At 71.4% G+C, this 24,405-nt stretch carries 25 protein-coding genes, 1 tRNA gene and 1 pseudogene; 10 read left to right on the forward strand and 17 right to left on the reverse strand.

All coding sequences use genetic code 11. The annotated features are described in order from the left end of the window. Positions 1-100 precede the first annotated feature (100 nt). Both HUN58_RS09670 and HUN58_RS09675 read left to right on the forward strand, forming a co-directional pair. Positions 101-463 (forward strand): hypothetical protein, encoded by a 363-nt coding sequence (locus tag HUN58_RS09670; protein ID WP_141860101.1) that lies wholly within the window; start codon positions 101-103, stop codon positions 461-463. Positions 464-654: 191 nt separating this feature from the next. After that, positions 655-816, forward strand: coding sequence for a hypothetical protein (locus HUN58_RS09675; protein WP_167509980.1), 162 nt, complete (start codon positions 655-657; stop codon positions 814-816). A gap of 102 nt (positions 817-918) precedes the next feature. Here HUN58_RS09675 and HUN58_RS09680 read toward each other — a convergent pair whose 3' ends face one another. From HUN58_RS09680 to dcd, 3 genes are read right to left on the reverse strand one after another with little or no spacing between them, the layout of a single operon-like run. Continuing rightward, the gene (locus HUN58_RS09680) at positions 919-1,257 is read right to left on the reverse strand and encodes a DUF86 domain-containing protein (protein WP_141860099.1); all 339 of its coding nucleotides are present in this window, start codon (positions 1,255-1,257) and stop codon (positions 919-921) included. Further along, entirely contained in the window at positions 1,254-1,769 is a 516-nt protein-coding gene (locus tag HUN58_RS09685) for a helix-turn-helix domain-containing protein (protein ID WP_180225749.1), read from the reverse strand. Before HUN58_RS09685 ends, HUN58_RS09680 begins: the two co-directional genes overlap by 4 nt. A gap of 60 nt (positions 1,770-1,829) precedes the next feature. Next, positions 1,830-2,420 (reverse strand): dCTP deaminase, encoded by a 591-nt coding sequence (dcd, locus tag HUN58_RS09690; protein WP_058743010.1) that lies wholly within the window; start codon positions 2,418-2,420, stop codon positions 1,830-1,832. 102 nt (positions 2,421-2,522) lie between these two features. On the opposite strand from dcd, the gene HUN58_RS09695 reads away from it, so the two are divergent. Together HUN58_RS09695 and HUN58_RS09700 are read left to right on the forward strand one after the other, a co-directional pair. Then, positions 2,523-3,614, forward strand: coding sequence for a GNAT family N-acetyltransferase (locus HUN58_RS09695; RefSeq protein WP_180225750.1), 1,092 nt, complete (start codon positions 2,523-2,525; stop codon positions 3,612-3,614). A gap of 42 nt (positions 3,615-3,656) precedes the next feature. Next, positions 3,657-5,702, forward strand: a complete 2,046-nt coding sequence (locus tag HUN58_RS09700; protein ID WP_114850350.1) for a cytochrome c oxidase assembly protein — start codon at positions 3,657-3,659, stop codon at positions 5,700-5,702. A gap of 36 nt (positions 5,703-5,738) precedes the next feature. Here HUN58_RS09700 and HUN58_RS09705 read toward each other — a convergent pair whose 3' ends face one another. Continuing rightward, entirely contained in the window at positions 5,739-6,074 is a 336-nt protein-coding gene (locus tag HUN58_RS09705) for a hypothetical protein (RefSeq protein ID WP_141860092.1), read from the reverse strand. Between the two features lies 1 nt (position 6,075). Continuing rightward, complete coding sequence (locus HUN58_RS09710; RefSeq protein ID WP_208745481.1) at positions 6,076-7,164, reverse strand: DUF6177 family protein; 1,089 nt, start codon at positions 7,162-7,164, stop codon at positions 6,076-6,078. A 208-nt stretch (positions 7,165-7,372) separates the two neighbouring features. Between HUN58_RS09710 and HUN58_RS09715 the strand changes: the two genes are divergently transcribed. Beyond that, positions 7,373-7,443 (forward strand) — tRNA-Gly (locus HUN58_RS09715). Between the two features lie 286 nt (positions 7,444-7,729). On the opposite strand, the gene HUN58_RS09720 is transcribed toward HUN58_RS09715, so the two are convergent. The 6 genes and pseudogenes from HUN58_RS09720 to HUN58_RS09740 all read right to left on the reverse strand — a co-directional run bounded on the left by HUN58_RS09720 (position 7,730) and on the right by HUN58_RS09740 (position 11,785). After that, positions 7,730-8,068, reverse strand: coding sequence for an ASCH domain-containing protein (locus tag HUN58_RS09720; protein WP_174779022.1), 339 nt, complete (start codon positions 8,066-8,068; stop codon positions 7,730-7,732). 733 nt (positions 8,069-8,801) lie between these two features. Then, positions 8,802-9,095, reverse strand: a pseudogene (locus HUN58_RS21015) (VOC family protein); the annotation flags it as partial. 218 nt (positions 9,096-9,313) lie between these two features. Continuing rightward, a complete protein-coding gene (locus HUN58_RS09725; protein WP_208745482.1) occupies positions 9,314-9,826 on the reverse strand; it encodes a hypothetical protein in 513 nt (170 codons plus the stop codon). Continuing rightward, positions 9,823-10,686, reverse strand: coding sequence for a hypothetical protein (locus tag HUN58_RS09730; protein WP_217488597.1), 864 nt, complete (start codon positions 10,684-10,686; stop codon positions 9,823-9,825). The genes HUN58_RS09725 and HUN58_RS09730 overlap by 4 nt, the downstream gene beginning before the upstream one ends. Positions 10,687-10,766: 80 nt before the next feature. Next, positions 10,767-11,117: a PadR family transcriptional regulator gene (locus tag HUN58_RS09735; protein WP_174779026.1), complete on the reverse strand. Its 351-nt coding sequence runs from the start codon at positions 11,115-11,117 to the stop codon at positions 10,767-10,769. A gap of 305 nt (positions 11,118-11,422) precedes the next feature. Next, positions 11,423-11,785 (reverse strand): DUF2087 domain-containing protein, encoded by a 363-nt coding sequence (locus tag HUN58_RS09740; RefSeq protein WP_208745484.1) that lies wholly within the window; start codon positions 11,783-11,785, stop codon positions 11,423-11,425. Positions 11,786-12,026: 241 nt separating this feature from the next. Here HUN58_RS09740 and HUN58_RS09745 point away from each other — a divergent pair, with 241 nt between their 5' ends. Both HUN58_RS09745 and HUN58_RS09750 read left to right on the forward strand, forming a co-directional pair. Continuing rightward, positions 12,027-12,545, forward strand: coding sequence for a hypothetical protein (locus tag HUN58_RS09745; protein WP_208745485.1), 519 nt, complete (start codon positions 12,027-12,029; stop codon positions 12,543-12,545). Positions 12,546-12,715: 170 nt separating this feature from the next. Beyond that, positions 12,716-14,026 (forward strand): sorbosone dehydrogenase family protein, encoded by a 1,311-nt coding sequence (locus tag HUN58_RS09750; protein ID WP_208745486.1) that lies wholly within the window; start codon positions 12,716-12,718, stop codon positions 14,024-14,026. 124 nt (positions 14,027-14,150) lie between these two features. Here HUN58_RS09750 and HUN58_RS09755 read toward each other — a convergent pair whose 3' ends face one another. From HUN58_RS09755 to HUN58_RS09775, 5 genes are all read right to left on the reverse strand, one after another. Then, positions 14,151-15,200 (reverse strand): alpha/beta hydrolase, encoded by a 1,050-nt coding sequence (locus HUN58_RS09755; protein ID WP_208745487.1) that lies wholly within the window; start codon positions 15,198-15,200, stop codon positions 14,151-14,153. Beyond that, the gene (locus HUN58_RS09760; protein ID WP_208738883.1) at positions 15,197-16,045 is read right to left on the reverse strand and encodes a carbohydrate ABC transporter permease; all 849 of its coding nucleotides are present in this window, start codon (positions 16,043-16,045) and stop codon (positions 15,197-15,199) included. Before HUN58_RS09760 ends, HUN58_RS09755 begins: the two co-directional genes overlap by 4 nt. Next, positions 16,042-17,028, reverse strand: coding sequence for a carbohydrate ABC transporter permease (locus tag HUN58_RS09765; RefSeq protein ID WP_229666874.1), 987 nt, complete (start codon positions 17,026-17,028; stop codon positions 16,042-16,044). Before HUN58_RS09765 ends, HUN58_RS09760 begins: the two co-directional genes overlap by 4 nt. Before the next feature lie 74 nt (positions 17,029-17,102). Beyond that, entirely contained in the window at positions 17,103-18,428 is a 1,326-nt protein-coding gene (locus tag HUN58_RS09770; protein ID WP_141860054.1) for a sugar ABC transporter substrate-binding protein, read from the reverse strand. A 104-nt stretch (positions 18,429-18,532) separates the two neighbouring features. Then, positions 18,533-19,525, reverse strand: a complete 993-nt coding sequence (locus HUN58_RS09775) for a glycosyl hydrolase family 32 (protein WP_254631660.1) — start codon at positions 19,523-19,525, stop codon at positions 18,533-18,535. 227 nt (positions 19,526-19,752) lie between these two features. Between HUN58_RS09775 and HUN58_RS09780 the strand changes: the two genes are divergently transcribed. Continuing rightward, positions 19,753-20,775, forward strand: a complete 1,023-nt coding sequence (locus HUN58_RS09780) for a LacI family DNA-binding transcriptional regulator (protein ID WP_208738882.1) — start codon at positions 19,753-19,755, stop codon at positions 20,773-20,775. A 52-nt stretch (positions 20,776-20,827) separates the two neighbouring features. Here HUN58_RS09780 and HUN58_RS09785 read toward each other — a convergent pair whose 3' ends face one another. After that, a complete protein-coding gene (locus tag HUN58_RS09785; protein WP_180225751.1) occupies positions 20,828-21,937 on the reverse strand; it encodes an acyl-CoA desaturase in 1,110 nt (369 codons plus the stop codon). Between the two features lie 158 nt (positions 21,938-22,095). Here HUN58_RS09785 and HUN58_RS09790 point away from each other — a divergent pair, with 158 nt between their 5' ends. Together HUN58_RS09790 and HUN58_RS09795 are read left to right on the forward strand one after the other, a co-directional pair. After that, on the forward strand, positions 22,096-23,235 hold the full coding sequence (locus HUN58_RS09790; RefSeq protein WP_180225752.1) for an FAD-dependent oxidoreductase: 1,140 nt from the start codon (positions 22,096-22,098) through the stop codon (positions 23,233-23,235). 9 nt (positions 23,236-23,244) lie between these two features. Further along, positions 23,245-24,333: a glycerate kinase gene (locus HUN58_RS09795; protein WP_180225753.1), complete on the forward strand. Its 1,089-nt coding sequence runs from the start codon at positions 23,245-23,247 to the stop codon at positions 24,331-24,333. Positions 24,334-24,405: the final 72 nt, after the last annotated feature.

The following is a 24,405-nucleotide window of genomic DNA, read 5'->3' on the forward strand; positions in this document are numbered from 1 at the left end:
CATGGTCCACCAAAACACCGACTTACGATCCAAGATCCGCGTGCGTAGCGTCAGTATTCGGGGGGCGGTTGGTCGCCTTCTGAGATCAAAGGAGATCAAGATGAAGTTGGCTACGAAACTCGCAGCTGGTGCAATCATGGCCGGCGCCCTCATCGGTGGTATGGCCCTACCCGCCAACGCGGTCGGAACGAGCGCGCAGACCTGTCCGGGCGGCTCCGCGGTCGGCCACTCCTCGACCAACGGTGGCGCGGACACGAACGCGGTGAACTGCAGGGACGCACTGAAGGTCGCGGTTCGACAGCACTACAGCGCGACCGGCGGCAAGGTCTACACGACCAGCTGGAAGATCAGCGGGAACTACGTCCTGACAGTCAAGCAGGCCAATCCAGGGTACCCAGTGCTCTCGGCGGACCACTACTACGTCGCGGGCGTTGCGGGGATGAAGCCCATCTTCTCGGAATGATGCGCCTGATTGCATCATCGTTGGTGGCCCTCGCATTGATCGCGGGGGCCACCGCCTGCTCCTCCTCCGATTCGTACGTGCAAGCCGAGATGACCGGGAGCACTGATTCACCCACCACGGGCGCTCCAATTTCGGAGTCCGACTACAAGAGGGCGTTCGATACATTCCGGAAGTGCAGTCAAGACTCCGGCGTGCAGATCACCGTCACCGGCTCCGAGAACGAGGTGATTCAGTACGTGTTCGAGCAAGGCGGAGAGTCCAAGGTCGACAAGTGCTATCAGAACGACTTCGCCGCGGCAGACATCGCGTGGCAACAACAGCGCCTCGCTGCGGGCACCGCGACACCTCGCTAGACGACTCCGAGACGGACGGGAGGCACCTGACGGGCCCGCCTTGCGCCTCCCGTCCGTCCCTCTGGTCGCGTCGCGACCGGTCGTGCGTCAAACGGTCCCGCGTCAGGCGGGACCGCAGTGCGTGTCGCGCATCCGCCGGACCGCCGCGCACAGCGACGGGACGTCCGTCCGGGCCGTGCCGAACACGACCGACGGCGTCGTGTCGAAGTACCGGCGGGTGAGCCGCTCCCCCAGCAGCGACACCCGCGACCACGGGATGCCCGGCTCGGACGCGGTCACCGCGACGGGGAGCGCGCGGACCGCCTCGCCGATCTCGACCAAGCGCATGCGCACGGCGTCGTAGACCAGGGTCTCGGGCAGTGCGTCGTCGGCGACGTACTCCTGGATGAGCCCGCACGCGTGCACCAGATCGTCGAGCCGGTGCCGCAGGTCGCGGTTCACAGCGGCACCGCGTCGCGGCGGGCGTCCTCGCCCATCCCGGCCGCGTCGGTGACGTCCACACGCACCCCGAGCAGTTGCTCCGCGGCGTCCTGGATGCGGAGCAGGCTGAAGAGTCCCGTGCCCGGTTCCAGGTCGACCATCAGGTCGACGTCGCTGCGCGGCCCGTCGTCCCCGCGGGCGACGCTGCCGAACAGCCGCGGGTTCGCGGCTCCGAAGGACTCGACGACCTCGACCAGCTCCTCGCGGAGCGCGGCGACCCGCTCGCGCAGCGACGGCGGGTCCGGCACCGGACGCAGGTCGAACACCGTCTCGAACCCGGCGGCACGGACGAGCCGCTGCAGGGCGGCCAACGAGGGTTCGCGGCAGCGGTTCTCGTACGTGCTGATCACACTCTGCGTGACGCCCGCGCGGGTGGCGAGCTGCACCTGGGTGAGCCCGGCCCGCATCCGGGCCTCACGGAGGATGTCGGACGCCGCCACCGGCGGCGCCGCGTCTGGGGGTGGAGCGACCATGCCGCCACGATACACAGCATGCAACATTTCCCGCGTGCCGATGTGCACGCGGGATCCGGGTCAGGCGTCGCGCTGCGAGACGTCCGCGCGGTGGAAGTTCAGCGCCGAGCGGGACGGCGTCGGGCCACGCTGCCCCTGGTAGCGCGACTGGTACTCGGCGGAGCCGTAGGGCTTCTCGGCAGGGCTGGACAGCTGGAAGAAGCAGAGCTGGCCGATCTTCATGCCCGGCCAGAGCTTGATCGGCAGGGTCGCCACGTTCGACAGCTCGAGCGTCACGTGTCCGGAGAAGCCCGGGTCGATGAAGCCGGCGGTGGAGTGCGTGAGGAGCCCCAGGCGACCGAGCGAGCTCTTGCCCTCGAGCCGGGCCGCGATGTCGTCGGGGAGCGTGACGACCTCGAACGTCGAGCCGAGGACGAACTCCCCCGGGTGCAGCACGAACGCCTCGTCCGGGTCGGTCTCGACCAGGCGGGTGAGCTCGGGCTGGTCCTCGGCCGGGTCGATGTGCGGGTACTTGTGGTTGTCGAACAGCCGGAAGTACTTGTCGAGCCGGACGTCGATGCTCGACGGCTGGACGAGCGAGGCGTCGTACGGGTCGAGCCCGATCCGGCCCTCGGCGAGCTGGGCGGTGATGTCGCGGTCGGAGAGCAGCACGGTGGGAAGCCTAGCGGCAGGCGGTCCGCCGTCGGTATGCTGCTCGGCTGCCCTCCGGGCGGCGGACGACGGCCGTCCGACCGGCCGAGTGGGGGACCGACCATGAGCACGTACACCGTCGAGGAACTCGTCGTGCCGGCGACGATGGACGACGATCCCGAGCGGGTCCGCGCGTTCTGCGACTGGCTGGCGGTCTCCGACGCCGCCGAGGTCGCCGTGCACGGACTCACCGAGCTGTCGTGGAAGCCGGCCGAGTACCTGCCGATGTGCCACGAACCCGGGTCGCCGAGCCGCCTGTTCGTCGTGCGGGACCCGAACGGCTCGGTCGTCGGCGCGGGGTCGTACGACACGAAGACCGAGCCCGGGACCACGAACTGCTGGCTCGCGGTCGGGGTCCGGCCGGACCGGCAGCGCCGCGGGATCGGGACGCTGCTCGCCGACCACCTGGAGGGGCTCGCCCGCGCCGAGGGCCGCACGCAGCGCAAGACCTACGCGGTGTCGCGGCAGGTCGGCCCCGCCACCGGCCCGGGGTTCGTCCCGGCGCCGACCGGCTCCGGCGCGGTCCCCGAGGACGAGGCCGGCGTGCGCTTCCTGACCGGCCGCGGGTGGCACTTCGGTCAGGTGAACCGGATCAGCCGGCTCGGGCTGCCGGCCGACGCGTCGGTCGTCCGGGCCCTGCACGAACGCGCAGCCTCGGCCGCCGGGCCGGAGTACCGCGTCCACACGTGGACCGACCGCACGCCGGACGTCTGGCTCGACGGGGTCGCGCTGCTGCACACCCGGATGAGCACCGACGCCCCGTCCGGCGACATGGCGGAGCCCGAGGACGTGTGGACCGCCGACCGTGTTCGGCAGTCCGAGGAGCAGCTCGCCGACGGCCCGCACACCATGCTCACCGTGGCCGTCGAGCACGTGCCGAGCACCACCCTGGCCGGTTTCAGCCAGCTGAAGGTGCCGCACGACGCCTCCCGCGCCGTGATGCAGTGGGACACGCTCGTGCTGCGGGAGCACCGGGGGCACCGGCTCGGGTGGCTCCTCAAGGTGGTCGGGATCGAGACCGTCGAGCGGGACTTCCCGGGGCGGCCGTCGATCATCACGTTCAACGCCGAGGAGAACCGGCCGATGCTCGACGTCAACGAGGCGGTCGGGTTCGTCGGGGTGGGCAGCGAGGGCATCTGGGAGCAGCGGGACTGACGGGAGCCGGGTGTCAGGTGGGCGACCTACCATTGGACGGTCATGACCGTCACGTCAGCCGCCACGCAGCCCGGGGACACGGCACCGGACCCCGCCCCCGTCGCCAGCCGGAACTCCACCGTCGCGACGGTCCTCGTCATCGCGATCCCGCTCGCCGTCGCGTGCGCCGTGCTCGGCATGACCGTCACCGGCGCGTTCACCGCCGGGCAGCAGCTCGTCTCGGCGGGCGAGCTCGTCGAGTACGGCCTGCCGGTCGCCCGCGTGGTGCACGACACCACGGCCGCCCTGACGATCGGTCTGCTCGTCGTGGCAGCGTTCGCGCTCCCCGCCAAGAAGCAGGACCACGGCGCGATGTCGAGCGTGCAGCACCGTGCCGCGCGCTGGGCAGCGTCGGCCGGGGCCGTGTGGTTCCTCGCCGCCGTGGTCGGGATCGTGCTCACCGGGGCGAACACCCTCGGCGTGCCGCTCACCAGCCCGGTGTTCGCGCGGAACTTCCTGCTGTTCGCGTTCCAGGTCGAGATCGGCCAGGCCCTCGTGGTGTCGGCCGTCGCCGTCCTGGCCGCCACGGTCGTCGCGGCGTTCGCGACCCGGGCCACGACGCTCGCCGTCGCCACGGTCCTCGGGCTCTTCGCGCTCCTGCCGCTCGCCCTGTCCGGTCACGCGGCCGGGTCGCTCGAGCACGCGAACGCCGTGAACTCGCTCGCGGTGCACCTGGTCGCCGTGTGCGTCTGGGCCGGCGGGCTCGTCGCCGTGGTCGTCCTGCGCTCCCGGACCAAGGGCGCCACCGGACGCGTCGTCGCCCGGTACTCCACACTCGCGGGCTGGGCGTTCGCGGCCGTCGCGTTCTCGGGCATCGTGAACGCCTCGCTCCGGCTGACCGGCCCGCTCGACCTCGTCACGACGACGTACGGCTGGCTCATCACCGTGAAGGTCACCGTGCTCGTGCTGCTCGGGCTCGCCGGTGTCGTGCAGCGCCGGAAGCTCGTGCCGGGGCTCCTCCGCGACCCCCTCGACCGTCGGCTGTTCGTCCGATTCGCCCTGGCCGAGATCGTCTTCATGGCCGTCGCCATCGGCGTCTCGGTCGCCGTCTCCCGCTCGCAGCCGCCGATCCCGCAGACGCCGGAGACCGGCGAGGACACCCGCTCCGGACTCATCGGGTTCCCGTACCCGCCGGCGCAGACCCTGCACACGTACCTGACGCAGTGGCACATCGACTGGGTGTGGCTCGCGCTCGCCGTCGTCGGGGCCGGCTGGTACCTGCTCGCCGTCCGGAAGCTCAAGCAGCGCGGCGACTCCTGGCCCGTCGGCCGGACCATCGCATGGCTGCTCGGCTGCGCGCTGTTCATCTGGACCACCTCGGCGGGCCCCGCGGTCTACGGGATGATCCACTTCTCGTCGCACATGGTCCAGCACATGCTGCTGATGATGTTCGTGCCGCTGCCGCTCGTGCTCGGCGGTCCGGTGCTGCTCGCCCTCCGCACGCTCCCGGTCCGGAACGACGGCTCCCGCGGCGCCCGCGAGTGGCTCATGCTCTTCACGCACTCGCGGTACATGCAGTTCCTCGCGAAGCCCGCCGTCGCCGGGGTGATCTTCGCCGGGTCCCTCGTGGTGTTCTACTTCACGCCGGCGTACCAGTACGCCATGCAGTCCCACGAGTGGCACGTCGCGATGGTCGTGCACTTCGTGTTCAGCGGCTACCTGTTCTTCTGGGTCTTCGTCGGCGTCGACCCGGGCCCGAAGCGTCCGGCGTACCCGATCCTCATCATCGCGCTGCTCGCGACGCTGGCCTTCCACGCGTTCTTCGGCGTCGCCGTCATGACCTCGCAGTCCGTGTTCGCGATCGACTGGTTCCACGCGCTGGGACAGACGGACGACGCCGCACTGCTCGCCGACCAGCACACGGGGGGCGGGATCGCGTGGGGCGCCTCCGAGCTGCCGATGGTGTTCGTCGCCCTGCTCGTCGTGCGGAACTGGGTGCGCACGGACAAGCGGGACGCCAAGCGCCTCGACCGCAAGGCCGACCGCGACGGCGACGCCGACCTCAAGGCGTACAACGAGCGGCTCGCCGCCATGCACGACCGCGACTGACCGGCCCGGAACCGTCCCGGCAGCAGCCGCGCGGCGCTAGTCGCCGTGGACGATGCAGAACGCGTCGAGGTCCATCGACGCCTCGAGTGCGGCCGCGACACCCTGCTCCCCCGCGGCGCCGATCGGCGTCACCGTGTCGACCCACCACAGCGGCGTCGACAGCGACGGGGCGTCCGGCAGGATCCGTCGCACCTCGTCCATGGAGTCCACCCGCCGGACCCCGAGCACCGTGATCACCGGCGTCGCCGCGTCCCGGCAGACCTGCAGCACGGGACCGTCGTCGAGCGCCCGCACCCCCCAGGTCTCGTCGTGCAGGAGCAACGCCTCGGCCACGTCACGGGTCTCCACCGGCCCGCGGCAGAGGAGCGTCACGTCACGCGGCACCCTGACCGCCCCGCTGTCCACCGGTGCGCTGCGACCCGGCGTGCTCGCCTCGGTCGTGTCCGTCGAGGGCGCCGTCGTCGTGCGCGGGGTCGAGCGGCGCACCGCCGACGAGCTGCAGGAAACGGTCCTCGTCGATCCGGTCCAGGAACGCCTCGAGCGCCTCCCACCCGTCGTCGAACCGCACGACCAGTCCCCCGCCGCCGAACACCGACGTCGTCGTGCGCGCGGGCGGCCAGACACCGTCGCGGTCCAGGAACGCCGTGGCCTCGGCACCCACCACGACCGCGAGGGGCGACGGTTCGCCGTGCGAGGCCGCCCGGACCAGGTGGTCCGCGTCCCCGCGTCGCTGCATCACGACGCCGAACACCGGCTCGACCTCGTCCGCAACCCGGTGCACCGCGTCCAGGAGCTTCGACGCGAGCGCCGGGTCCGCGCCGTCCTCCGGGATCGTCAGCACCGCCGACATCGTCTCCACGACCACGCCGTCCACCAGGTGCGCGGTCATCGTCGCCGAGAACCCGTTGCCCACCGCGTATGACGTCGACACCCCGGGTGCCTCGTGCTTGGCGTACTGCGTCACGACCCATCGGTCCCACGGCACCGTGAGCGGCTCGCTCGTGCCCCAGTGCGTCGGACACGTGCCGACGGTGTCGCAGAGCGCCTCGATCGCGGTGCCGATGTCGACCGCGCGGTCCGCGTGGTGGCGGAGCGTCAGGTCGATGCTGATCTGCCGGACCGAGTCGGCGACCTCGGGATGTGCCGGCGACGGCGGGCCGACCAACTCGGGCCCGTGCTCGACGAAGTCCTCGACGCCGGAGGCGGCGACCCCCGTCCGCCCGTCCCGCAGCGATCCGTCGGCCTCGTCCACCGCCCACGCGGCGTGGTGCGCGCCCAACGCGTGCCGCAGGGCGGGGGTGAGTGCTGCCTCCCGTCCGGTGCGGAGCACGACCGTGCGTCCGGACTCGGCGGCGCGACGCAGGAGGGCGGCCAGCGACTCGGTCAACCAGACCACCGGCGAGGCGGACCGGACCACGATGGCGGGGCCGACCACGTCGTCGATGAGGGGATGCCTGACCATCCGGGTCCTCCTCGCGTCGGGGGCTCGATCCACCTGGACGGTACACACGGCGACGACACCTGTCCGTCAGGTGGGGCACCTCACAGGGGAGACCCAACGAACGGCCTGGAGGCACGGGGCGGGTCCGCCGCGCGACGCGCGGCCGGGTGCTCGGCTGGCATCCAGCGTGGAATCCGCTAGGCTTGCTTCGTCCCGCTCGGCGGGATGCGCGAGTGTAGTTCAATGGTAGAACTCCAGCTTCCCAAGCTGGTAGCGCGGGTTCGATTCCCGTCACTCGCTCTCTGTGGGATTTGGCGCTTCTCGGGCGTCTCCTGTCCTCTCTGCTTCTTCACTCCTCTGGGAGCGACGTCCGCGTGTCGGCTGTCGTCGGCCTGTTCTCGGCGTCGCCCTGGAGACGATCGGGCACCGGAGCGATTGCGCTCTCGGCGAGCGGCGACGCCTGTTCGGATGGCGTCCCTTCATCGCGAGAGCTTGCGGACCACCTATGTGCGACAGCCGGTCCCGGATGCCTGGTGGCGGTAGCGGCACCGCGCCGCTGGGTGGACGGCCGCCTGTTGAGGATCGGCTATCGGGACGCCTCAATCGCGAGCTCGGCGACCTCGACCACAGCGTCGGAAGGCATATCCGGGTAGTAGTTCTCGCGCAGCTGCTGCGCGAAGAGCTGCATGTCAGTCTCAGGAGGCTGGTGGGCTTGTTCGGCAGTGAGGCTGTCGAGCCGGTATCGGTGCACGGCGATCACGGTGCCGGGGACCGGTCCTGCCGTCGGGTGTTCATCGAAGATGAACACGGCTGCTCCCACCGGTACGTCCTCGTTCCACCGGACGGTGGTGACCTTCTCGCCGGACATCACTGCCTTGTGGTGCTTGCGATGGAAGTGGATCGTGTTGGGTGCTGCGCTGACCATGCACCCACTCTGCCGTAGCGGCTGAGTGCGGCGATCGAGGTGCCGGTGATGATCTGCTGCGGAGGCCGCACACCCGATTCGGATGGCGACAGACCGTAGAAGACGCCACATGCCGCGAAGACCACCCCGAGGACGATGACGGTGACTGGGCGTTTGGCGTTGAAGAAGTTGATCGGGTACTCCTTGCGGATCAGCGGCCGTCGATCGGGCTGGCCTTTCTTGCTGCCTGCCCGCCGATACGACGGACACGCGCTTCGCCGAGTGGCTGCGTCGTCAGACGGGCCCTGCCATGGTGATCGATCGGCTCGGGACACTCCTACGCTCGGGTCATGGGGACGAACAAGGATCAGCGGCTGAACGTGATCGTCGGGAGCACAGTGGGGATCGTCGGGGGTCTGGGGATCCTCATTTCAGGAACACTCGGCCTGTTCGGTACCTGATGGAGTTCCCTGCTGGTCCCGTCGGCAGTGGGGTCATCGAGCATCAGACGATCGACCGGATGGGCGACGTGGGCTACGGGGACTGTGGCGGCGCGATCATTTCGAGGAATCCGCCGAGCACGCCCTCGAGGTAGATGATCCGTGTGCCGACTCGGGCGCCTTCGGCCATCCGATGGGGCGCCCCGACCGGTCTCCAACCGTGCGCAGTGCAGAGCTCGAGCACCCGGTCGATGTCCGCGACCGTGAGCGCGATGTGCACTGCGCACGGTGAGTGCAGGCGAGCCGGCGGACTCAGGCGTCCGGGGCGGGTCGTACTGCAGCAGCTCGATCCGGTGGGGCCCCAGGGTCACCGTGGCGCCGCGGATCACCGCTCCATGGACGCCGGCGCTCGCCGCAGTGACGTCCGCGGCGAGCGTGAAGGTGCGCTCGAGCGTGAAGCCGAGACCTGCGCACCAGAGCTCCAACGCCTCATCGAGGTCGGCCACGGTGAAGCCGGAGTGAGCAACGTCGCAGACGAGCGGTGGTGCCGTGACATCAGTATCCGGTCCGACAGGCCGGCCTGGAGGAGCAGGGCATCGAGGGCCGATCGGCTACCGAGCCGATGCCGGACCGCGGTTGACCTGTCAGTCGACGCCCGTCACCGATGCCTCACGCTCGCGGGCACCCCTCACCGACGGCCGCGCACCGATCGATCGATGAGGAGGCCACGGTACCGGGTGATCCTCGTCAAGCGTTTCCTGGGCAACTGCGACGACGACGACACCGACCGGTGTTCAGCAGACACTGCGCAGGTCCGACTGAGTCCTCATCGGACAGCCGCTGCGAGACCGACGACGTCGTCGCACTCGAGGATGAGCGTCGAGCCGTCCCGCATCCTGAGTTCCGCAGCAGTCCCGCCGCGCTGGAACACTGCCGGCGGCTTTCTCGGTGCGCGACGGACACCGACACCGCCGTACGTCACCGGGTCGATGACCGTCTCGCTGACCGAGGTGATCTGCACGGTCGGAACCGCCTTCCGGAAGAAGGGCGTCAGCCACACCACGAGCCTGCCTTCCCGCACCGTGATCACGAGCGATTGGGTCGCCGCGGCCAGTCCGATCAGGGTGCCGATGCTCAGTACGGTGACCAGCATGCTCGCGTCGGCAACGGACCGGCCGGGCATCGACGGCACGGAGGCGGCGAGCGCAGCAGCACTCCCGACAGCGACGATGGTCCCGAGGAGCACGATCCAACTCGGCGCACGGTGGCGTTCACGGAACACGAGCGACCGTTCCTGCTCGGCGTCGCGAGCGGTGGATCTCTCGTTCTTTTCCGTCACGGGGAGGTCCGCCTGCTCGGCGCCGGGGGGAGTTCCAGACGTCCGGAGCTGTGCAGGACCAGGAGGAGCAAGCCGATCAGGAGCGGTACCGCGAGGAAGGTCACGGAGCCGCTGTCACCGACGTAGCCGCGGAGCCTGTTGAAGCTGAGCGCCCCGACGTAGGGTGCCAGGCTCAGCACGATCGTGAAGGCAGCTCGCCAGTAGCGTGCGAGCGCCAGCCCGATCGCTGCGAGCTCGAGGACGCCGGTCGCGTACCAGGCGTAGAGGTTCCCGTTCCAGATCGATCGGCTGGAGAGCCACTCGCTGAGGCCGCTCGTCGAGACGTAGCTGAGCGCGCCGAGCAGGGCCCAGCCGACCGCCGCTGCGGCGGTGTGGTGCGACCGGTGTGGTCGTCCGAGGGCTGCGACGACGGCACACGTGCTGAGCAGGAACAGCGTCGCTCGGTCGACGCTCCACACGCCGGACGGGGAGGCGAGGAAGTACGGCGTCACAGTGGCGAGCAACACCAGGATGAGCAGTGTTGCCCTCCCGACCGCCCACCGCCCGGCCAGAGCCGCGGAGAGCGCGACGCCCCAGAGCGCGGCGTACACGAAGCCGGTGTCACGGAACGGTCCGATCTGGACCATCAGTCCCGGAGCCGGATTGCTGTGGATCCACGGCGACCAACTCGTGAAGACGAACTCGGCCAGCCCGAGGCCGGCCCCCATCGCGAGCGCGGCGGTGCTGGCGGCGTTCCGGACCTCCGGGAGGACGATGCGGTCGAGGCGCGCCTCGATGCCGTGACCCGCGATCGCCCACTGTTCCTGGCGGGTCGGATGCGTGCGGTCCTCTCCGTCCGCCACGTCGAGGAGGGTTCCCACGAAGGCTTCACCGTGGACGGCCCGCCACGAACGGGGGTACCACCCGAGGAGGCGACGGTACCGGCGCTCCAGCGCGCTGGTCATGCTCCGAACGCCCGACCGGGTGCGACGGACGGTCGGCGGAGTCCGGCTTCGAGTGCTCGTACCTTGAGGGCGAGCCGGTCGGTCTCGTCCTCCAGACGTCGCGTCCCTGCCGAGGTGAGCGCGTAGTAGCGCCGGAGACGCCCGCCGATGACCTCGTCTCCGGCTCCCTCCACGAGACCGTCCGACTCGAGTCGCTCCAGGGTCTTGTAGAGCGTCGTCACGGCGAGCGCGACGTTGCCGGCGGAGAGTTCGGCGACGGACTGGATGATCCCGTAGCCGTGCGCCCGCCCACGAGCGAGCGTGGTCAGGACCCAGAAGGCTGGCTCGCGGAGTTCAGGTGTGCTCACGCTGCGAGCATATTCCCATTGTGGGAGTATGTCCACGATGAGAATGATCACAGCGGTCCGGCAGAACGGTGAGGCAGCCCCGCAGCGGTACGACCTGCGCCCCGTCAGAGATGAGATCGCGGTGCGCCACTTCTTCCCCATGGCACTGCCAGGATCGGACATCGCGGAGCGTTGGCGGGCGGGTGAACGCTTCCGCTCAGACGACGGAGAAGCCGTCAGCTGGACCTGTCGGTGGCTGCCGCTCGAGGACGCTCACGTGCTTGCCGCCGGGCTCGGAGCGCAGGTGGGTGCAGCGACAGCGTCGCTCACTCCGACGCGAGACGGTACGCGGCACCGTCCGGCGACCGGCTGAGCACACCCGCATCGACCGCATCGCGTCGGACCAGTGCCACGTCCTCGACGAACATCGCGAGTGCAGCGTTCAGCGCTTCCTCGGGCACGCTCCGCCGGGCGGGGAGCCGATCGAACACCGTCCGCACGATCGCGTTCGAGAGCTCCTGGCGCTTGCTCGCCTCCGTCGGTAGCGCGCTGATCCGTCCGACGTGCAGGACGGCACGGTCGGTCAGCAGGAGCTCGATCGCTTGCCTGGTCTCCGACAACGCCCCCTCGTCGACGGTTCCGTCCGGACCGACCCAGTCGAAGCCGGACATCGGGATCGTCGGGTTCATCGTCGCTGCGACGACCTGCCGTGCACGCCGAAGCGCATGTTGGATGCCCGAATCGAGTCCTCCCTCGTCGGTCGCGTGCCATCGAGGATAGCGACGGACGCAGACCCCCCGGCCGACCCCGCCTTCCGGAGAACGAGACCGTGGCCCCACAAATGTAAGCGCTTCCCCACAGAAATCCCCCGCCACTACGGTTCTTGCCGACGGAGCGCGACCGGCGCACTCCCCGACGAGAGCAGGACCCATGGGACTGATGGACAAGTACAAGGCGCTCTTCACCGGCCCGGCGATCGACGTCGCGTCCGAGATCGGCCGGTTGCTCTCGGACGGCGACCGCGTGCTCGTCCACAGCCAGGTGGTCCCGAGCGGCTTCAAGCGTGGCGGTGGCGGCGTCGGCGTCGACGGCCGGCTCATGAACCTCGTCACCTCGGCGGTCGAGACGGCCGTCTCGCGGTCGCAGCACACCGGCGGCGAGGAGGGCTCCACCGCCCGCACCCTGCCGAACGAGGCCGGCCCCTACCTGATGGTCATCAGCGAGCAGTCCCTGTCGATGTGGGACCTCGGGATGACGGGCAATCAGCTCCCCGCGGAGCACCTCGTGACGATCCCGCGGGCGCAGGTCGCGTCGATCGTCGACACCGGGAAGACCGCGCAGGGCGGGGTTCCGGTCGCGCGCCTCACGTTCGCCGACGGCTCGTTCGCGGACCAGCGCCTCATCAGCAAGCCGGGCCCCGAGTTCTGGTCGATCGCCGGCGCGATCTGAGCGCGCAGCGCTCCGCTCCAAAGCCGGCGACCCACCGGACGGGAGGCCCGTGGCGGGCCCGCCCCGGGCCTCCCGTCCGTCCCGTGGGCTTGTCCGGCCGACGGCGGTCCGGCTGGCGCACTCGCGTGCCGGCCGCGACGAACCCGGCCTAGCCTGCCGCTGTGGAGCGGATGAGCAGGGTCCTGGGCAGCGCCGCCGCGGTGGCGCTCGTCATGGTGGGCATCGCGTCGTGCACGTCCGCACCGCCCGAGGCGGCGCCCTCCGCGGCCGCGGCCAGGACCGGGAACCCGGCGCCCGGACTGCACACCGTGCGGCTGACCACTGCGGACGGCGCGCGCGCCGGACGCGCTGCGGGGCGCTCCCTGCGCGTGCCCGGCGGCTGGCGCGCCGAGGTCTGGGCGGACGCCCCCGGTGCGCGGATGGCCGCGTGGCTCCCCGACGGCAGCATGCTCCTGACCACCGGCTCCGAAGGGGAGCTGCTGCGCCTCGAGCCGCGCGGCGGGGTCCGGGCGCCGACCGTGCACCGGCTCGCGACCGGACTCGACGACCCGCAGGGCGTCGCGGTGACCGAGCAGGACGGCCGGACCGTCGTGGTGCTCGGCGAGGCGACCCGCATCGAGGCCTGGCGCTACGACGGCGGGACGCTCGGCGACCACCGGGTCCTGGTCGACGGACTGCCGACCGGCGGGCACGGCGGCAAGTTCGTCGCGGTGCGGAACGGCGTGGTCGCCTACGACATCGGCTCCGCGTCGAACAGCGACGGCGCCGATCGCCGCGACCACCCCGACCGCGCGGTGATCCGGCAGGTGCGGCTCGACGGGACCGGGAACACGCTGCTGGCCACCGGGGTCCGGAACGGCGAGGGGCTCGCGCACGCGCCGGACGGCACGCTCTTCGCCGCCGTGAACCAGGCCGACCAGCAGCCGTACCCGTTCCACGACGGCAGCGGGCACTACGGGCAGCGCGTGCAGGCCTACGTGAACGAGCACCCGGACGACCAGGTGACGCGGATCACGGCGGGGGCCGAGCTCGGGTGGCCGTTCTGCCAGCCGGACTCCCGTGGGAAGCCCGACCTGCTCGACCTCGGGTACGTCGACGACCCGGCGAACAACCCCGACGGCAAGGCCCTCGACTGCGCCACCGTCACCCCGACGATGGTCGGGCTCCCCGCGCACAGCGCCCCGGTCGGGTTCGTGTTCACCCGCGGGAGCGCCCTGCCCGCGGCGTACGCGGACGGGGCACTCGTCACGACGCACGGGTCGTGGGACCGGGAGCCACCGCGGCCACCGTCGGTGTCGTACAGCGCCTGGGACGACACCGCGCACACCCTCGGCCGGCCGCGCACGATCGTCGAGGGGTTCCAGGACGACGACGGGTCGCGGTGGGGTCGGTCGGTGGACGCCGTGCCCGGCCCGGACGGCAGCCTGTACGTCACGGACGACACCGCCGGGCTGGTCTACCGACTGACCCCGGGGTCCTGAACCGGGGCGCGCGTTGCGCCCGGTCCGCAGGGCGGGTGCACACCGGACGGGAGGCACGTGGCGGGCCCGCCACGTGCCTCCCGTCCGGTGTGGGGCCGGGTCCGACGGGGCCGGGCCTGTTGGATCAGGTGCGCGCGAAGGCGGACGCGAGCGCGTCGGCGACGTCCTCGAGCGCGCGGCGCGAGCGGTCGACGTGCCCGGTGAAGGAGAGGAACGCGTGCGGGACCCCCGGGACGACGACGTGGTCGACCGCGACCCCGGCGGCCCGGAGCGCCGCGACGTAGCGGGTGCCCTGCCCCAGCAGCGGATCGACCGCGGCCGACACCACGAGTGCCGGGGCGACGCCGCGCAGGTCCGGCGACCGGAGCGGGGAGGCCCGCAGGTCGGACCCGTCGCCGTCCGGTCCGAGGGAGGTGTCCCAGAACCAGTCCATCTGCGCCGCCGTGAGGACCGGGCCGTCCGCGTGCACGCGCATCGACTCGCTGTCGTCCGCGTGGTCGACCACCGGGTGCACGAGGACCTGGAACACCGGCCGTGGGCCCGGACGACTCCGCAGGGACTGCGCCACGACCGCCGCGAGGTTCCCACCCGCGCTCTCCCCGAACAGCGCCACGCGCTCGGGGTCGCCGCCGAGTTCGTCGGCGTGATCGAGGACCCAGGTCGTGACGGCCTCGGCGTCGTCGACCGCGGCCGGGAACGGGTGCTCGGGGGCGAGTCGGTAGTCGACGGAGACGACCAGGCACCGCGCGCGGGCGCACACGACCCGTGCGAGGTGGTCCTGGCTGTCGAGGTCGCCGAGCACCCATCCGCCACCGTGCAGGAACACGGTGACGGGCAGCGCGCGGTCCTGGTCCCGGTTCGGGTCCGGGACCAGGTCGGGCTCCGGCTCCGGCTCCGGCTCTGGCTCTGGCTCGGGCTCGGGCTCTGGCTCGGGCTCGGGCTCGGGCTCGGGCTCGGGCTCGGGCTCGGGCGGGGTGTAGACCCGGACCGGCACCGGGCCGTGCTCGGTCGGGACGGTGCGGTCGTCGACCCGACCGACCCGGACCGGCGGACCGGCGAGGGCCGCGAACCGCGCGGCCTGCGCGCGCTGGCCCGCGACGGTCGCGGGACCGCCCGCTCCGCCCTCCTCCGCCAGGCGCGCGAGGAGCTCACGGACCTGCGGGTCGAGCGTCATCCCTTGACGGCCGATCCGGCGACGCTCTGGATGAAGTACCGCTGGAACGCGAGGAAGACGATCAGCACGGGCAGCACCAGCAGGGTGCCGAACGCGAAGGTCTGCCCCCAGTCGACGGGCTCCTGCCCGGAGAACACGCTGATCTCGAGCGGCAGCGGGCGGGCGGTCGGGTCCGACGTGACGATCGACGGCCAGAGGTACGACCCCCACGAGCTCAGGAACGTCAGGATCGCCACGGTCGCGAACACCGGGCGGGCGTTGGGGACGACCACGCGGACGAACGTGCCGAAGGCGCCGAGGCCGTCGAGCCGTGCGGCCTCCTCGACGCTCTTCGGCAGGTTGAGGAAGAACGTGTAGAACAAGAAGATCGAGAACGCGTTCGCGATGAACGGGATCATCTGCACCACCAGGGTGTCCCGCTGTCCGTTGAGCAGGTACAGCAGCGGGACCGCGACGGACTCGAACGGCACGATGACGAGCAGCACGACGAGCAGGAACACCAGGTTCTTGCCCTTCCACTGCAGCCGTGCGAACGAGTAGCCGGCCATGGCGTTGACGACGAGTCCGCCGACGACGACCACGAGCGAGATGAGCACCGAGTTCGTCATGAACTGCCAGAAGTACCCCGTGGCGTCCGAGTCGAGTGCCCGGAAGACCCCGCGGTAGTTGTCGAGCGACAGGTGGATCGGCAGGAAGCCGGTGAAGCCGTCGAGCACCTCGCTGCTCGGCTTGAAGCTGCCGAGCAGCAGGTAGTAGACGGGCGCGAACATGAGCGCCGACAGCACGATCAGGATCGCGTAGGACCCGGCCTTGGACGCCACGCGGCGGGGGCGGATGGTGGTCAACTCTCACTCCTCTGTCGGAGCACGGCGCGCTGGACCAGGGCGACGACGACGATGATCACGAAGAGCACGACGGAGATCGCGGTGGCGCGACCGACGCTGTTCTCGGTGATGATCGCGTTCGTGGCCTGGTACAGGACGGTGCGGAGGGCGTTCTCGTTGCCCCCGGCGGTGGTGATCAGGATGTACACCTGGTCGTAGACGCGGAAGGCGAAGATCGTGGTGAGCAGCACCACGAAGATCAGGGTGTTGCGGACACCTGGCACGGTGATGTGCACGAACTGCTGGAACCGGTTCGCCCGGTCCAGTCGAGCCGCCTCGTACCGCTCCTCGGGGATCTCCTGCAGCGCGGCCAGGATGATGACCATCTGGAACCCGACGCCCTGCCAGATCGACAGGGCGATGACGGACAGCATCGCGGTGGCACCGGAGCCGAGCCAGTCGTGCGGGCCGACCGCTCCCCCGGTGACGGTCTCGACCGCGCTGTTGAGCAGACCGCTGCCGCTCCGGTCGAGGATCACGCGCCAGATCACGGCGACGAGGGCCATCGGGAAGACGACCGGCATGAAGAAGAACGTGCGGAAGAACCGGATGCCCTTGAGCTGCTGGTTGAGCAGGACCGCGAAGACGAGCGCGAGGCCGGTCTGCAGCGGGATGACGACCACCGCGAAGAACAGGTTGTTCCCGAGCGCGCGGAGGAACTGCGGCGCCTCGACCGGGTCGGTGAACAGCCGGACGTACTGGCTGAACCCCACGAAGGTCGGCGGGCGCGGCGAGCCGAGCTGCACGTTGAAGAACGACAGCCCGATGGCCGCGACGAACGGGACGGCGATGAAGAGGACGATGCCGGCCATCGCGGGCAGGGCCATGAGCGGCCCCGCGACGAGGTCGCTGCGCTGCCGACGGAGCTGCCGGGGAACCCGGCGACGCCGTTCGGCGATCGGTGCAGCCGGCGCGGCCGGCGGCGGGGTGGTCGTGCTGGTCACGAGGACTCCTGGTCTCCTGGTTCTGCGGGGTGACCGGGGGTGGGGGCGTCGGACTCCGACGCCCCCACGGCCGATCACTTGTAGTCGTTGTTGTCCGAGTAGGCCTGGTCGATCGACTTCGCAGCCGTGGTCAGCTGCTCCTTCGCGTCGGCGCCGCCCCAGACCGCGGACAGCGCGCTGGCGAACTTCGACGTGATGACCGGGTACCCCGGGGTCACCGGGCGGTAGACGGCGATGCAGCTCTTCGTGATCGCGGTCGCCGGGCACGACTGCTCCAGCTGCTGGCCCCAGAGGGCGAGGCCGCCGCCGGACTGGTAGACGCTCTGCGCGGAGAACGCCGACTTGGTCGCCGCGGGGGCGCCGTTCGCCTCGGTGATGGCCTTCACGTTGGCGTCGTTGAGCAGGTAGTCGAGGAACGCGCCGGCAGCCTTGCCGTGCTTGGTCGACGAGCCGATGCCCCACGTCCACGAGCCGGCGCCGACCTTCTCGCCGTCGCCGAAGTTCGGCAGCGGCAAGGCGACCAGGTCGCTGCCGATCGCCTTGGAGTAGGTCGGGTAGTTCCAGTGGCCGCTCAGGCTCAGCGCGACGCGGCCGTTCGGGAACGCGTTGCCGTCGGTGTTCGAGTCGACGTAGGGCTTCCAGGACGCGATGTCCTCGAGGGCCTTCACCGAGTCGGACGAGTCGAGCACGCCGGACGCCTTGTCGCCCTTGATGAGGTTGCCGCCGGCGGACTGCAGCATCGGCGAGAAGCCGTAGGTGCCCCACTCGCCGTTGAGCGCCGACTCGGACAGGTCGAGCGACTTGCCCGACGAGTTCGCGGCGGCGAGCTTCTTGAGCGCGTCGGAGAACTGCTCCGGGGTCCAGGCCTCGGACGGGGACGACGGGATCGAGACCCCCGCGGCCTCGAGCAGCTTCTTGTTGCCGTACAGCCCCATCGCCGAGCTGTACTGGGCGAGGCCGTACAGCTTGCCGTCGTACGTGCCCTCGGCGATCGAGCCGTCGGTGGCGTTCGACACGGTCGACTTCGACACGGAGTCGGTCAGCGGGGCGAGCTTGCCGTTGTAGGCGTAGCTCGCGAGCGTCGGGCCGTCCATCTCGAGCACGTCGGGGAGCTTGTTCGTCGGGGTGTTCGTGACGGTGCTCGTGTAGGTGTCGCCCGAGATCAGCTTGAGCGTGACGTGCACCTTCTTCTGCGACGCGTTGAAGGACTTCACGGTGTCCTGGATCGCGGTGACCTCGCTCGTCTGGCCCTGGTGGCCCCAGACGGTGATGTCGCCGGTGCCGTCGCCGGCAGCGCTGCCGGATCCGGAACCGGCCGAGCAGCCGGTGAGTGCGGCGGCGGCGACCGCGAGCACCGCGATGGCCACCCCCGATCGACGGGCGATGTGCTTGGTGTTCATGGTTCTCCTCTGGAGGGGTTCTTCGGGTCGGGACCTCCGGGTCGCAGGCGCTGCGCCGTGGAGCCGGAGGGGTGTGGAGGGGAAGTGAGGGGTCGGGGTCGGGGTCAGCGCGCAGCCGCGCCCGCGGACGTGGTCGCACGCAGGACGAGCTGGCCGTCCACGACGTCGACGTCGACCGGGTCGGTGAGCACGCCGGGCAGCGGTTCGCCCGGGGCGCCGTTCTCGAAGGTCACCAGGGCCCACGAATCGTCGCGGCGCTGCACGAGTCGGCCCGAGTACCGGGTGGCGTCCGTGAGCGGGACCGCGCGGGTGACGTCGAAGGGACCGGTCGGGTCGTCGATCGGCATCGCCCACGTCCCGGGGGTGGTGTCCGCGGCGGGGTGCACGGGGCTCAGCGCCTCGGCCGGGCACGAGAACAGCAGGAACCAGTGGCCCTGCACCTGGACGACCTGCGGGACCTCGAGGTGGACGAAGCCGGAGCCCGGACTGCTGAGCGGCGGTCGGACCTCCCAGTGCTCGAGGTCCGTGGACACCGCGTGGCCGATCACCCCGCGCTCGTCGAGGGGGCCCGCGTTCGTGCGCGCGGTGACGAGCATGTGCCAGCCGTCCCCCGCCGGGTCCCGGAACACCCAGGGGTCGCGCCAGGCCTCCTCGCGGAAGACCGCGCCGTCGGCGTCCGGTGCGGCGCCGAGCGTCTCGTACCAGCGGGCGTCGGCCCGGGTCACCGGGCCCGGGCGCTTGACCCAGGTGCGGAGGTCCTCGGACACGGCGACACCGACGGTCTCGACGTTCGTGTGGTCGGGCTCGTCGGCGAGGAACCGGGTGCCCGTGTAGAACATCCGCCACAGGCCGTCGTCGCCGCGGACGACACTGCCGGTCCACGTCGTCGTCGCGTCGTGGTCGTCGCCGGACCCGGGGCCGAACGGCTGCTCAGCCCGCTCCCAGTGGACGAGGTCGTCGCTCACGGCGTGGCCGATGCGGGCGGCGCGGTGGCGTCGGCCCTCGTCTCCCAGGGCTGTCGGCGCCTGCAGGAAGAACACGTGGTGGCGAGCGCCGTCGTCGGCGAACCAGAAGTCCCACACCCAGTGGTCGGGCACCCTCAGCACGGCGCACCGCACAGACGGTCAGGGTCGGTCAGGAGGAGGTCACACACTGCTCGGCACCACTCTTCATCGAGGTCATCATCGGTTGCACCCACGTTGGTGAACCGGTTGATCACGAATGGTGTACCGGTTCACCACCTGCTGTCAAGCCCGTATGATGAGCGAATGCGCAAACAGTCCGCGGAGTTGCCGTGAGCGCGCGACGCGTCACGCTCTCGGACGTGGCCCAACAGGTCGGCCTGTCGAAGGCAGCGGTCTCGCAGGTGCTCAACGACCACCCCGCATCCCGGGTGTCGGCGGACGCCGCCGCGCGCATCCGTGCCGCGGCGGGCGAGCTCGGGTACCGCCCGAACCTGACCGCGCGGTCGCTGACGACCCGTCGCTCCGGGGTCATCGGGTTGGTGTCCGAGGCGATCACCACCGACCGGTTCGGCAGCGGCATGATCCGCGGTGCCCTGGCCGAGGCGAAGCGGCAGGGCCACGTGCTGTTCATCACCGAGACCGAGGACCAGCAGGACGCGATGGCCGCGGCGTTCGGGGTCCTCATCGACCACCAGGTCGACGGCCTGGTCTACGCGTCGATCCGACCGCACCCCGTCGACCTGCCCGACGTGGGCGGGGGTATCCCGACGGTGATGCTCAACGCCGTCGCGACCCGACCCACGGCGACCGTGCTCGCCGACGAGCGCGCCGGCGGCGAGGAGATCGTGCGGCTGCTGCTCGACGCCGGGCACACCGACGACGTCGTCCTGATCGGGCGGGACCGATCGGCGACCGTCGAGTGGAGCACCGCCGCGATCGAACGACGGCTCGACGGCATCACGACGGCGCTCGACGCACACGGGGTCGTGCCGGTGGCCGAGGTCGACTGCCATCCGTGGGACCCCGACCACGGGTACGCCGCGATGCGCGACCTGCTCGCCGCGGGTCGACGCCCCGCCGCCGTGATCGCACTGAACGACCGACTGGCGTTCGGTGTCTACCGCGCGCTGGCCGAGGTGGGCCTGTCGGTGCCGGACCAGGTCTCGATCGTGTCGTTCGACGACGACGACATCGCGCTCTACCTGGAGCCGACCCTGACGACGGCCGCGCTCCCCTACGAGGCGATGGGCGCCCTGGCCGTCCGGCTGCTGCTGCAGCCCGACCTGGTGCCGGCCGAGCACCTGGTCCCGATGCCCGTGCGGGTGCGCGGGTCGGTGTCGGCGGTCCCGGCGGACATCCGGTCGTTCGACCGGCCGCACTGACGCTCTACTGCGTCGCTACGCCGGGACCGACGCCCGGGCGCAGCGGACCGGGTCAGTGGATGCGGAGCTGCGCGACCATCGGGCAGGCGAAGGGGTCGCGGGCGGTCAGGCCGACACGGTTGAGGTAGCGGACGACGATGCCGTACGACCGCAGCAGTGTGGTCTCGGTGTAGGGCACGTCGAGGGTGTCGCAGTGGTCCCGCACGAGCAGCCGCGCCTGCCGGAGCGCCGGCCGGGGCATCGAGGGGAACAGGTGGTGCTCGACCTGGAAGTTCAGACCACCCATCAGGAACGACACCCACCAGCCGCCACGGATGTTGCGGGAGGTCCGCACCTGCCGGGAGAAGAAGTCGACCTTCGCGTCGTGCGCGATGGTGGGCATGCCCTTGTGGTTCGGCGCGAACGAGGCGCCCATCATCACCCCGAACACCGCCAGCTGCACACCCAGGAACGCGCACGCCATCCCGAACGGCAGGAACCAGAACACCACCGTCAGGTAGATCGCGAACCGCGCCACGAGCAGCGTGCCCTCGAGCACGCGACCCTTCGTGTCCGGACGGCCACCGGCGCCACGGACGACGGAGACCACCGCGTGCCGGTGCAGGTTCACGCCCTCGAGCGTCAGCAGCGGGAAGAACAGCCAGCCCTGGAAGCGCAGGAAGGTGCGCATGAACGGTCCCTTGGCCGCAGCGGCGTCCTCGGGCAGGAACCGGATGCCGTCCGGCTCGATGTCCGGGTCCTTGCCGACGGTGTTCGGGTTGCCGTGGTGGCGGGTGTGCTTGTTCATCCACCACGAGTAGCTCAAGCCCACCAGGAACGTGCCGACCCAGCGGCCGGCATGGTCGTTCCACTTCTGCGACGCGAACACCTGACGGTGCGCGGCCTCGTGCGACAGGAACGCGAACTGCGTGAACAGCACGCCGAGCACCCCCGCGACGATCAGCTGGAACCACGAGTCACCGAGGAACGAGAACACGACCCACGCCAGCGCGAGGGTGGCGACGAGGCCGCCGAACAGCGACCAGTAGAAACCGCGGCGGCGGCGCAGGAGACCGTGGTCCTTGACCTGCGCGAGGAGTGCGGAGTAGGTGGAGGTGCCGGAGCGGCCGCCGTTCCCGGGACGGGTGCGGGTGAAGCCGGGGGCGAGCGGGATCGTCGTCATCGGACCGATCTCTTCGAGGTGAGCGGTCCTTCGACCGGTCCGGGAGTACACGCGTTCGCGCTTCCCGGAACCGTAGGTCGCGCAGATGTGTGTTCGCCTACACCGCGCCGGATGGTCTGTCCGGAATCCGTGCCGTGTGCCGCGACTACCCTCGACGCATGGAACGCACCGCGAGCGCCGAGCCCACCACGCACGTCGTGATCGGCGGCGGGGTCGTCGGCGTCGCGACGGCGTGGGCGCTGACGGCCCGCGGCGAGCGCGTCCTGCTCGTCGAGCAGCACGCCCGCGGCCACGACCGGGGATCGTCGCACGGGGCGACCCGGATCTTCCGGCAGGGCTACACCGACCGGGAGTACGTCGCGCTGACGACCCGGGCGCTCGCGCTCTGGGACGCGCTGGAGCGGGAGTCGGGCGAGACGCTGCTCGACCGGACCGGTGCGGTCGACCACGGGCGTCCCGAGGTCGTCGACGCGATCGCCGCCGCGCTGGCGGACGGAGGCATCCCGCACGAGCGCCTCTCCCCCGCTGACGCCGCGGCACGCTGGCCGGGGATCGCGTTCGAGGGGCACGTCCTCGCCCACGCGACGGCGGGCCGGATCCGGTCGGCGGTCGCGATCGAGACCTTCCTGCGGCTCGCCGAGCGGACCGGCCTCGCCGAGTTCCGGTTCGGCACGCGGGTCACGCAGGTCGAGGACCACGGCGACGAGCTCACCCTGACCCTCGACGGCGGCGGACCGGGTTCCCACGCACCACGGACGATCCGCAGCCGGTCCGTGGTCGCGGCCACCGGGTCGTGGGCCCCCACGCTGGTCGGCACGGTGCTCGCCGGACGCGGGGCGCGCCTCCCGCCCGTCCGCGTCACCCAGGAGCAGCCCGCCCACTTCCCAAGCCGCCTGCCGGACGAGGCATGGCCGAGCTTCGTGCACTGGGCCGACGGCGACGACGTGTACGGCCTGCTCACCCCGGGCGAGGGCGTCAAGGTCGGGTTCCACGGGACGGGACCGGTCGTCGACCCGGACGACCGGGACTTCGCCCCTCGACCGGACGAAGCCGCGCGCCTACAGGCCTACGTGGCGCGGTACGTCCCCGGGGTCGACGCGAGCCGGCCGACCTTCATCAGCTGCCTGTACGACACCACCCCCGACGAGGACTTCGTGATCGACCGACGAGGCCCGCTGACGGTCGCGACCGGGTTCTCCGGGCACGGGTTCAAGTTCGCGCCGCTGCTCGGCGAGCTGGTGGCGGACCTGGCGACCGGTGGGGCGCCGCACCCCCGCTTCGCGCTCGGATCCCGCTAGCGTGGTCGGGTGCGCGTCGTCATCGCTCCGGACTCCCTGAAGGGCACCGCGACCGCGGTCGACGTCGCGGGGGCGGTACGTGACGGCTGGCTGACCGAGCGTCCCGACGACGACCTGGTGCTCGTGCCGATGGCTGACGGGGGCGAGGGCACGCTCGACGCGTTCGCCGTCGCGTACCCGGACGCCGAACGGGTGCCGGTCCGGGTGACCGGGCCGGACGGCCAGCCGGTCGGCACCCACTGGCTGCGGCTGCCGGACGGTCGGGCGGTCGTCGAGCTCGCGGCGACGAGCGGACTGCCGCTCCTCGGCGGCGTGCTGCGGCCGGAGACGGCGACGAGCCGCGGCTTCGGCGAGGCGATCGCCGCGGCGCTCGACGCCGGTGCGACGGGGCTCGTGCTCGGGATCGGCGGGAGCGCCTCGACCGACGGCGGGCGACCGGTGCTCGAGGCGCTGGGGCTGGACGCGGGCGACGCGGGCGACGTGGGCGGCGCGGACGGCGCGGCGAGCGCCGCCGCCGGCGGTCTCCGGCCGCTGCCCCCTGGTGGGGTCGTCGTGCTCACCGACGTCGTGTCGCCGCTGCTCGGACCCACCGGCGCCGCCGCCGTCTTCGGCCCGCAGAAGGGCCTGCCGGTCGACCGGATCGCCGCGGTGGACGCCCGGCTGGCCGAGTGGGCCGCCCGGTTCCCCGCGGTCGACCCGACGTCCCCCGGGGCCGGAGCGGCCGGCGGCGTGGGCTTCGGGCTGCTCGCGTGGGGTGCGACGCTCGTCCCCGGAGCCCGTGCGGTCGCGGACCTGCTCGGGTTGCCCGGGCTGCTCGACGGGGCCGACGTGGTGGTCACCGGTGAGGGCCGCTTCGACGAGCAGAGCGCGGCGGGCAAGGTGCCGTCGGTCGTGCTGGCGCTCCGGGACGCGCACGCTCCCGCCGCCACCGCGCTGCTCGTGGCCGGCGAGGTGGACGCTCCGCTCGACGCCTTCACGGCCGCGGCCTCGCTCGTGGTGCTCGCGACGCAGACGACCGGCGAGCCGGACGACGCCCTGCGGTACCCGCTGCGGTTCGCGACGGTGGCGGGCCAGCGGCTCGCGCGGCTCGTCGGCTGAGCGCGAAGCGCGGAGCGCTGAGCGCGAAGCGCGGAGCGCTGAGCGCGAAGCGCCGAGCGACTCGGCGCCCGC

The organism is Curtobacterium sp. Csp1 (assembly GCF_013347185.1).